The sequence below is a fragment of the Pseudomonas sp. NPDC007930 genome (genome assembly GCF_042958985.1).
Taxonomy (GTDB): Bacteria; Pseudomonadota; Gammaproteobacteria; order Pseudomonadales; family Pseudomonadaceae; genus Aquipseudomonas.
Map to the genome: position 1 here is coordinate 62,151 of NZ_JBIBKC010000019.1, position 9,558 is coordinate 71,708.

Here is a 9,558-nt window from a genome sequence, read left to right on the forward strand (position 1 = left end):
ATGGCCCAGCCCTACACTCGCTATTCCCTCACTATCCAAGGCCTCGACGCCGCCATTGACGTCATCGCCTTCGACGGCGAAGAGCACCTCAGCCAGCCCTTCAGTTACCAAATCGAATTCGACTCCAGCGCGCTGGACATCCACCCCGACCAGGTCCTGGCCAAGGAGGCCAGCCTGGTGCTGCACGCCGCCCCGGTCAAACCCGCCTGGGCCGGCCAGCAGGTTCAACAACCGGCCCCGCTGCGCTCGATCTTCGGCTTCATCACCGGCTTCAAGCACCTCAAGCGCAGCAAGGAGCGAACCCACTACCAGGTCACGTTGCAACCGCGCCTGGCGCTGCTCGGCCGCGGCCAGTACTCGCGGATCTTCCAGCACCAGAGCATCCCGGAAATCGTCAAAAGCGTGCTGGTGGAGCACAACCAGTTCCCCACCTACGAATGCCGCTTCGAACTCGCCCGCGAGTACGCCAAGCGCGAACAGGTGATGCAGTACGCCGAAAGCGACCTGGCCTTCATCGACCGCCTGCTGGCCGAGGTGGGCATCTGGTACCGCTTCGCCGAGATCCACAGCGGCGGCATCGGCGTGATGCACTTTCACGACGACCAGTTCACCCCGCCCACCGCCACGGAGTTGCCCTGCGTGGCCGAAGCGGGCCTGGCCAACGATGGCGAAGACGCCGTGTGGGCCCTGCGCGCCGAGCACCAGGTGGTGGAAAAAGCCGTGCGCGTGCGCCACTACAGCTACATGGACCTCAGCCCGCTGTCCAACGGCGGGGTCGACGCCGGCCGCGCCTACGACGAAGACGTGGGCGTGGACCACACCCGCGGCAACACCACCACCACCCGCGGCCTGGCCTACCACCTCGACGACTGCTTCGTCGACGTCGGCGACACCATCGACCGCGGCCGCCAACTGCCCAGCCCCAGCGCCTACTTCAGCGCGCGGCTGCTGCACGAACGCTACCTCAACGGGCAAACCCGCCTGAGCGGCGAAAGCAGCTGCGCCAGCCTCGCCCCCGGGCAAACCCTGCCCATCAGCAACGGCCCGCCGCAGGCCTTCGCCGAAGGCGTGAGCATCACCCACACCCGCGTACGCGGCCACCGCCAGCGCAACTACCAGGTGCAGTTCAGCGGCATCCCCTTTATAGAAAGCGTCGCCTACCGCCCGCCACTCAAGCCCAAGCCGGTGATGGCCGGCACCCTGCCGGCGCGGGTCACCGAACGCTTCGACCCCGGCCGCCCCTACGCCGACCTCGACAACGACGGCCGCTACCGCGTGCGCTTCGTGTTCGACCTGCACCCCTGGCCCAAGGGCGAGGAGAGCCAATGGCTACGCCTGGCCCGGCCCTACGCCGGCGCCAAGCATGGCCTGCACCTGCCGCTGATACCCGGCACCGAAGTGGCGATCGCCTTCGAACACGGCGACCCCGACCGCCCCTACATCGCCCACGCGCTGCACGACAAACAGCATGTGGACCCCGTGAACCGCTTCAACGAAACCCGCAACGTGCTGCGCACCCCGGCCAACAACAAGCTGCGCATGGAAGACCGCCGCGGAGAGGAGCACGTGAAGCTGAGCACCGAGTTTGGTGGCAAGAGCCAGTTGAACTTGGGGCATCTGGTGGATGCCGCGAAGCACAAGCGCGGCGAGGGGTTTGAGCTGCGTACCGATGCCTGGGGGGTGTTGCGGGCGGGGAAGGGGGTGTTGGTCAGTGCTGATGAGCAGGTGAAGGCGGGCGGGCAGGTGCTCGACATGCGCAGCGCGCTGGCCCTGGTCGAAGGCGCCGAGCGGCACTTCCAGCAATGCCAGCAAATCGCCCAGGCCCACCGCAGCCCGGCCCCAGCCACCGAAGGCCTGCAGCACCTGCAACGCCAGGCCGAGCAACTCGCCGGCCCGGCCATCGTGCTCAGTGCCCCGCAAGGCATCGCTGCCACCACACCTGAGCAACTGCTGCTCAGCGCCGGCGGCAGCACCTACCTGCGCAGCGGCGCGCACCTGCACGCCGCGGCCGCCGAGCGGCTGAGCCTGCAATCGCACCAAGGCATGAGCCTGTTGGCGCGCGAGGAAGGGGTGCGCGTAGTGGCCGGCAAGGGGCCGCTGGAGCTCGAGGCCCATGGTGACCGCATGGGGCTCGCCGCCTTGGGCGAGGTGACGGTGCAGGCTACCCAGGGGGAGGTGAGGATCACCGCGCTCAAGGGCATCACCCTGGGGTGTGGCGGCGGGTTTATTCGTATTACCGAGAACGGTGACATCCAGGTGCAAAGCCCTGGTGTGCTGAGTTTCAAGGGTGAACACGAGTGGGACCTGCCCGGCGGCGAAAGCTTCGCCCTGCCTGAACTGCCCCAGTCGGTGTGCGAAGAATGCCTGCGCCGGGCCGCGAAACGGGCGGCGGGCGCGGTGATGCGAGGGTTTGCCTGATGCTTCTGAACACCCCCGCGCAACAAGCCTGGCTGCAACAACTCGAGCGCGCCTGTGCCTGCTATGGCCATCGCCATCTCGACGTGATCGTCGACCAGGCCTGCTGGGAGCAACCGCTGCTGCCCGCCATCGGCATGCTCCAGCCGCCGTTGCCGTGTTTTTCGTTGTTCCAGGGGTTGCCGGAACAACGCCTGGAGCACCTGGCGCCGCTGCTGATGCGCATCGACCTCAACGAACGCCGGCACAAGGCCTGGCTGGCGGAACTGGCGCGGCACCTGTGGGCGCTGCCGGGCCTGCTGGTGCTGTTTACACCGCTGGCGTTCAGCACGCTCAGCACCACCCTGCGCGGCCTGGCCCAGTTCGACTGGGCCGGGCAGGTCGGCCTGTTGCGTTACTTCGACACCCGGGTGTGGCCGGTCTTGCTCGACGACGTGCTCAGCGAAGCGCAACAAGCGCGCTTCACACAGGTCGCCCTCGGCTGGGCCTGGCTCGACCGTGATCAGCAACCCATCTTGCGCCATGGCACTTGGCGCCACGACCTCCCCACTCCCGAAGAGGGCCCACCGCTCGTGCTGAGTGACGAGCAACTGGACCGGCTGTTGGACGTTCGCGACGCCGAAGGGCTGATGGCCCTTGCCGGCACCTATTGCCGCGGGGCGACCCAGCAGGCGCGGTTCGCCTTGTGCCTGGAACTGGCGCGCGAGGCGCGCACGCAAGGGTGGCTGGGCAACCTTGAAATGTACGCCGGGCCACGCCTGGAAGCGCGTTGGGCCGCTGTCGCGGCCACCGCGGCAGGGGGCCAGCCATGGAGTTGAGAGTGAAAGCCCTGGAGTGGGCAGTAGACGTGTTGTTCTGCGCGTATGTGGCGGTGGCTGGTTGTGGGGAGGGCCATTCAGCCGATGTGCAGCCCGCGCCGGGTGAGGTTGTGCGGTGTAAGCGGTGTTTAGCCGAAGAGCCCGCGGAGGGCGTTTCTGGCGGGGGCGAAGCCGCGCTGGGTTTGAGGGAGTTTGCGAAATGAGGGGCTTCAAATACAGGCCAGGGGCTGTTTGTGGCGCGAGTTTGGTTTTTTCGGGGGGCTTCGGAAGTGCGTCGGGGAATGAGGTAACTCATTCCTGTTCCGCATATTGGTTGCCGGAGCATCCTGATAAAGAGCCGTTGAAGATGGAGGAGCCTGCAGTATGTCCGTAAAAATTACGGTAACTCAATGTTTGAGCACGTTATCTAGGGGTGTTGTCAGGATTGCCGCTATTGTTCTGGTGGGCTCTACTTCCAGTGCGGAAGAAGGCCCTAAGGTTGCTTTTTATTATGGAGATTTAAGAGGTGTTAATCACACTGCGATAGGTGTTAATTGGTTTTCTTATAATGGCAAGAGGGTCACAAATATTCCACCCTTTGGTGAGCGAGGCGGTTCATGTTGTGCTGCGGTTCATGCTAAATGGCGCCCTGGACTGAAGGCTACCATTGAATGGGAAGTGGATCCCGATCCCTATCCAGACATCCCGATGCGCAAGGAAGGCTTTGGCTATGAAAAGGAAGCATGGGCTGCCCATGTGAAAAACTTTGAGCGGCACCATGCCGTGGTGGACATCCCAGAGTATGGAGAAGAAGTGTGCGGCCCGACAGTACACTTTTTAACCTGCAGGACAGTAAAGGTTACACACTCTTGTTTTGCGCATTTTTCACCTAATCACCCTATTCAAGAACCAGAGAAAATGGAGGAGCCTGCAGTATGTCCGTAAAAATTCCGGCAGCTCAATATTTGAGCAAATTATTTAGGGGTTTTGTCAGAAGTGGGTCGATTGCCGCTATTGTTCTGGTGGGCTCTATTTCCAGTGCGGAAGAAAACCCGGAGGTCGCTTTTTATTATGGAGATTTAAGAGGTGTTAATCACACTGCGGTAGGTGTTAATTGGTTTTCTTATAATGGAGAGAGGGTCACGAATGTTCCGCCCTTTGGTCAGAGAGGTGGCTCATGCTGTGTTGCGGTTTCTGCTAAATGGCGCCCTGGTCTGAAGGCTACCATTGAATGGGAAGTTGATCCTGACCCCTATGCAGACATTCCAATGCTTAAGGAAGGATTTGGCTTTGAAAAGGAAGCATGGGCTGCCCATGTCAAAAATTTTGAGCGGCATCATGCTGTGGTGGACATCCCAGAGTACGGGGTTAAAGTGTGCGGGCCGACCGTGCATTTCTTGACCTGTAGAAAAGTAAAGGTCACACATTCTTGTATTGCCCAATTCTCAAAAAAATATCCTATAAAAGAGCCAATGAAGATGGAGGAGCCGGCCGAATGTCCAGTAACTATCTAAGTGCGAACTTCAGACACCGGCTTATCCAGAGGTGCTGGCGGTGCATGCCTGCTTCCTTACTTATTCTGATGTGCTCGTCTGCCAATTTATATGGTGCCGAAAACGTCAGTGAGGTTTATTACGGAAATATCAAGGGAGTAAATCACACTGCAGTTGGTATTAACTGGTTTTCTTATAGTGGGCAACGGGGAGCAGGCGTAAGACCTTTTGGAGAAAGTGGCTACTCCTGCTGCGCCGCTGTGCTAGCGAAGTGGCGCCCAGGCCTTAAAGCTACTATCGAATGGGAAGTGGATCCTAATCCTGATGCGGATATTCCTATGCGAAAAGAAGGTTTCGGTTTCGAAAAGGGAGCTTGGGAAGCCCATGCAAAAAATTTTGAAATGTATCGGGTGGTTTTAGATGTTCCCGAATATGGTGATAGTTTTTGCGGGCCTACTGTTCATTTTCTGACTTGTAGAAGGGTCAAGATAACCCATTCATGTGCTGCGTATTGGTCGCCGAGGCATCCAATTAAAGAGCCATTGGAGATGGAGGAGCCCGCAGTATGTCCAGAGAATTAAAAGAAGATTTTGTTCATTTCCCAGCTGTGTTTCCTGAGGAGGGTCGATTGTATTTGGGAGAAAAAACTGTCTTGGATAACTATTATAATCAAGAATTTGAGCTGCGAGCTTACCAAAGGGGAGCTGAGTCCCGGGGTACTACAAAAGCAAGGGGGGGTTGTGCAAAAAGTTTACATGTTAGTATTTTTTTTGATGGTACCAATAATAATCAGCTAGCTGATACTCAAGCGGACCCATCTCACCCTACAAACCCGGCGCGGCTATTTCATGCTGCGCTAAATAAGACGTCAGAAGGTTTTTTTTCATATTATATTCCGGGCGTGGGTACTCCTTTTCCTGAAATTGGTGAGCTGGAATATACAACCTTGGGTATGTCATCTGGGGCTGGTGGCGAAAATCGGATAAATTGGGGGCTTCTCAGAATCATAGATGTCTTGTGTCTTACCCTCGTTGGAGATGAATTGAATCTGACTGTGGCGAGGAGTTGCCTAAGAGAAATGGCTACTCCTTATATAGATTTTCGCCCAGGAAGTCCAAGTCGGCGCAATGCTTTCAAGAAACTTTTGGAAACTTTAAGACCCTGTCTCGAAAAGTCCCAGCCCAAATACCCCGCGATCAAGCTCTTCGTCTACGGCTTCTCCCGCGGCGCAGCTGAAGCCCGGGCCTTCGTCAACTGGCTGAGCGAGATGTTCGATACTCCGCCGGGGGCCGAAAAGCCTGAACAAGCACTATTAGGCATCAGGGTCTCGGTTGAGTTTCTCGGCATCATGGATACCGTGGCCTCTGTCGGCACCACAGATATGGGGCTGTTTGTCGACGGTCACGCCAGTTGGGCTGATGATACGCAGAAATTACCAGACGCTGAACGTTTCCCTAACTGGATCAAAGTATGCAAACATTTTGTGGCCGCTCACGAGCAACGGCTGAGTTTTCCGGTGGATTCAGCTCGCTATAAGGATGGGCGATATCCACCGTATGCCACCGAGGTGCTTTACCCCGGTATGCACTCTGATGTAGGCGGCGGTTACCCCAGGGGCGATCAAGGTAAAGCCTTGGCCGGAGCTGAACATGTTCTTTCTCAGATCGTGCTGCACGATATGTACGCCGCGGCCTTCAAAGCGGGGGCGCCGCTGACTGTTCTGAGGAAATGCCTACCGGAATGGCTGCGCGAAAAGCACGACTACAGGTCAATGCCGGGCAACGCCATCCGCGAATTCGACATCTCTCCAGAGCTGGTACGGCGCTTCAATGCGTGGCGGCATACGTTGGGCCTGGATGAGGAAACGCTCAACCAAACGGTGGAGTTCGGCGAAGCCATCGATTCGGGGCAAACCCTGGAAGCGGCCATGGCCAACCAGATGCACTGGCTGACTGCCTGGCGCATCGACCGCTATGCCCGTGGCAAGTATGCACAGCTTCCCTTTTACCTGAACGCCACTGAAAAGGATGCCGCTACGCAGGCCATGGAGCGGCAGGCGCGTAAAAAGCTGCAAGCCAGCGCGAGGGCGGATAACGAGACAAAATTAGCCGGTGCCAGTACTCCGGCGGAGCACGTCGGTATCCCGGTGCCCGCGGACTATGAGCCGACGGTAGACAAAACCCAGCTCAGCCAGGCAGCCGGCGAGTTCAAAGCGGATTACCGGTTTTCGCCGTCCAGGCGCCCTCACAATGGTGTAATGCATGCCAAGCTTCTACCCGGCTTGGAAGCTATATCTGACGTCTACCTCCTCTTGCGCGTGGACCAAGCCCTCGAGCGCAGGGCCATTATCAAACATGCCGCCCCGATTGCCACCAAGCTCTTCCCGCAACATATCGGCCCCCATTACCGGGTCTCCGATGACCCGACCTTGGCCGCGATCGTCGCCTTGTTCGATGACCAGGTGCACGACTCACGCGCGTGGTTTCTCCACGATCTGTTGAAGGCTCGCGAGCCCTGGGGCGGCTACCTACAACACCGCGTCATCTTCTTCGACACCATCAGCAACAAGCGCCTGCGCCTGTTTGCCGTAGGTGGCCACCCCGTGGGTATCGCACCCTCGGTCCACCCCCGCGAATACGTGCTGCACTACTACGGCCCGCGGGATTACGGCCTGCCGGAGTACGAAGTGGCCGACGCTGCCACTGGCGAGGTACTGCCGTTCGTGGGCGGCGCGCCCGATAACCTGGAATACAGCTATGCGTTCGGCGACACGGTGAAACGCCTGCGCAGCGAGCGCCTGGCCGCCGAGCAGGACTTGCGCATCGCCACCCTGATCGCCGACATGGAGGCCGAGGGTGTGCAGATGGTCCCGGCGAAAGGGGCGAAAGCATGAGGCCGCCGGTTCGCCAGGGCGATACCCTCAGCCCGTTTGGCGGGGAGGTGCTGCAAGGGCACTTTCGCGCGTTGCAAAAACCCTTGGCCTGTGTAGGCGCGCAGGTGCGCTGCGCCCAGCATGGGCTGACCCAGATTGCCGAGGGCAGCGGCCATTGCCGGGTCAATGGCCAGGCGGTGGCACTGCACGGCCACCGTTGCGCCTGCGGTTGCACCTTGGTCAGCAGCCTGGCGGCGGCGCAGATGCGGGTGCGCTCATGAAGCAGCCACCGCGGTACCCCGATTACATCACCCCGCGCGCGCCGGCCTGGCGCCGCTGGGGCTGGGGGTTGTTACTGCTGTGGGGCGGGCAAACCCTGCTGGCGCTGCTGCTGTGGCCGGAGGGTGCGCCGCGCGCGGCCTTGTGGGGTTACAGCGCGGTGTTGCCGCTGTGTTGGCTGGCTGCGCTCGGCCTGCGGCTGTGGGTGTGGCAAGTGGGCTTGCTCAACCGCGCTGCCTTTCGCCGCACCGTAGGCGCCGCGCGCGCCCAGTGGTGGGCCTGGCGTGGCGCCAGTGTGCCGGTGCAGGAGGTCACGCTGCTAGGGCCGGCCGGCGCGGAGCAGGGCGCCTATCGCCAGTTGATGGCCTTGGCCCGGCGCCCCTCGGCTGAGGGCCCTGGGCAGGTGCTGCGCTGCAGCCCGGCGCTCGACCCTCACGCCAGCCGCGCGGCGGCAGTGGCGGCAGACCTGGCGCGGGAGGTATTGGCGCGGCCCGGTGTCGCGCTGCATGGCCCGCGCTTGCGCGGCGTTGCCTGGGCCGGCGAGGCCGCTGGCCTGGCGGCGTTCAGCGCGGCCTTTGCCGAGGCCGGCGTGGTGTTGCCGGCGCTCGTGCTCGATGTGGGCGGGGCCGAAGGCCTCGACCTGTTGATCGACCGCTACCACCAGCAATCTGGCGACGACGTGCTGCTGTGCGCGGGCGTGACCACGCCACAACCGGGCGCCAGCACCGGGGAGGCGGCGTTTGCTTGGTGGTTGGCGCCCGGCGCCACGGCGCACCTGCATCGCAGCGATGAGTTGGCTGGCGCGGCGCCGGCCGCGGAGTGTTGTGCCGTGGCCGAGCAGGCGGCTGGGTTGAAGCGGCCGCCGCCGCATTGCCTGGCGCTGGGAGAGGCCGCCTTGGGCAGCTTTGCCGCAGCGGGCTGGCAGGCCGGGGCGCATGAGTTGAGCCGCTATTGGGGAACCTTGGGGGGCTTTGCGCCGTTCGTGGCGGCATCGCTGGCGGTGTTGCAGGCGGCTGATGGCCAGCAGGCTTGCGGCTGGCTGTGTGAGTACCCGGAACAATCAATCGCCATGGGAGTGGCCGTGTTTCATGAATAACAATGACGTACAGGCCCAACACTCGTCGGTGTGGATGGTGGTGGGTTATGGAATCTTGATGGCGGCCTTGGTGCTGCTGGCTTGCCTGTTTTACTACGGTTATCACGCTGAGTATGGCTGGCCGCCGCTCTCGTTAGCGCGCTTGGCGGTGTACGGGCTGAGCGGTTGGCTGGCGCTGGGCATCCTCTGCCCGCTGCTGTTGATGGCCTGGGATGGGTTGGCTCGCATGCGGGCGGCGGGCGCGCTAGGCACTTCGGTACCCTGGGCGCCGCGCCAGGCGCCAGTGTCCAGTGCGCTCACCTGGCCAGGCAGCCTGCGTGGCACCCTACGCCAACAATACGGCCCCCTCTGGCGCCACAAGGTCCGCGTTGTGCTGGTTACCGGCGAGCCCGAGCAGATCGAAGCCGTGGCCCCCACCCTGGCCGCCCAGCACTGGCTCGAGGCCGAAGGGGTACTGCTGCTGCACGGCGGCAGCCTGCAAAGCGAGCCCGCCGCGGCGTTGGTCCAGCAATGGCGCAAGCTCTGCCCGCGCCGCCCGTTCGACGCCATCGTCTGGGCCCTCAGCGCCGAACAAAGCGCCACCCCGGTGTACCTCGATACCGGCCT

General features: G+C 61.5%; 8 protein-coding genes and 1 pseudogene. All 9 read left to right on the forward strand.

Annotation, left to right across the window (positions count from 1 at the left end):
• Complete coding sequence (locus ACFZCE_RS24265) at positions 1-2,418, forward strand: type VI secretion system tip protein VgrG (protein WP_390943091.1); 2,418 nt, start codon at positions 1-3, stop codon at positions 2,416-2,418.
• The gene (locus ACFZCE_RS24270) at positions 2,418-3,233 is read left to right on the forward strand and encodes a DUF4123 domain-containing protein (RefSeq protein ID WP_390943092.1); all 816 of its coding nucleotides are present in this window, start codon (positions 2,418-2,420) and stop codon (positions 3,231-3,233) included. The genes ACFZCE_RS24265 and ACFZCE_RS24270 overlap by 1 nt, the downstream gene beginning before the upstream one ends.
• A 363-nt stretch (positions 3,234-3,596) precedes the next feature.
• Entirely contained in the window at positions 3,597-4,157 is a 561-nt protein-coding gene (locus tag ACFZCE_RS24275; RefSeq protein ID WP_390943093.1) for a DUF3304 domain-containing protein, read from the forward strand.
• A complete protein-coding gene (locus ACFZCE_RS24280) occupies positions 4,148-4,726 on the forward strand; it encodes a DUF3304 domain-containing protein (protein ID WP_390943094.1) in 579 nt (192 codons plus the stop codon). The genes ACFZCE_RS24275 and ACFZCE_RS24280 overlap by 10 nt, the downstream gene beginning before the upstream one ends.
• Positions 4,727-4,770: 44 nt before the next feature.
• Positions 4,771-5,286: a DUF3304 domain-containing protein gene (locus ACFZCE_RS24285; protein ID WP_390943095.1), complete on the forward strand. Its 516-nt coding sequence runs from the start codon at positions 4,771-4,773 to the stop codon at positions 5,284-5,286.
• Positions 5,271-7,598, forward strand: coding sequence for a phospholipase effector Tle1 domain-containing protein (locus ACFZCE_RS24290; RefSeq protein WP_390943096.1), 2,328 nt, complete (start codon positions 5,271-5,273; stop codon positions 7,596-7,598). Before ACFZCE_RS24285 ends, ACFZCE_RS24290 begins: the two co-directional genes overlap by 16 nt.
• A complete protein-coding gene (locus tag ACFZCE_RS24295) occupies positions 7,595-7,858 on the forward strand; it encodes a PAAR domain-containing protein (RefSeq protein ID WP_390943097.1) in 264 nt (87 codons plus the stop codon). The genes ACFZCE_RS24290 and ACFZCE_RS24295 overlap by 4 nt, the downstream gene beginning before the upstream one ends.
• On the forward strand, positions 7,855-8,952 hold the full coding sequence (locus ACFZCE_RS24300; protein ID WP_390943098.1) for a hypothetical protein: 1,098 nt from the start codon (positions 7,855-7,857) through the stop codon (positions 8,950-8,952). Before ACFZCE_RS24295 ends, ACFZCE_RS24300 begins: the two co-directional genes overlap by 4 nt.
• Positions 8,945-9,558: pseudogene (locus ACFZCE_RS24305) on the forward strand (type VI secretion protein VasK); the annotation flags it as partial. The gene ACFZCE_RS24300 and the pseudogene ACFZCE_RS24305, both read left to right, overlap by 8 nt.